Raw genomic sequence first — 421 nt, forward strand, 5'->3', positions numbered from 1 at the left:
GGCGTATGCCGTTCGGTGGTCGTCCCGTCGCCGAGCCGGCCATTGCTGTTGTTTCCCCAGGCGTAGGCGTTGCCGTCGCTGCCCACGGCCAGCGAATGCTCCCATCCGGCGCTGATTTGCACGTAGGTGAAATCCTTGGGTAGGTCCGGGTACGTGTTGCGGTCAGGCGTCTTCACCCTGACCGGCGTATACCGGGGGGTGGTCGTCCCGTCGCCGAGCTTGCCAGAGTCGTTGTATCCCCAGGCGTAGGCGTTGCCGTCGCTGCCCACGGCCAGGGAAGAATCGTTTCCGGCGCTGATTTGTACGTAGGTGAAATCCTTGGGTAGGTCCGGGTATGTGTTGCGGTCAGGCTTGTTCACCCTGACAGGCGTATGCCGTTCGGTGGTCGTCCCGTCGCCGAGCCGGCCATTGCTGTTGTTTC

General features: G+C 63.2%; 1 protein-coding gene. It reads right to left on the reverse strand.

Annotated features, from left to right (window positions below):
- Positions 1-421, reverse strand: a 421-nt coding sequence (locus tag H3T88_RS08575; RefSeq protein WP_415873736.1) for an RCC1 domain-containing protein, incomplete at both ends; no start/stop codon positions are given.

It is taken from the genome of Bifidobacterium sp. W8110, assembly GCF_016101375.1.
Lineage (GTDB): Bacteria > Actinomycetota > Actinomycetes > Actinomycetales > Bifidobacteriaceae > Bombiscardovia > Bombiscardovia asteroides.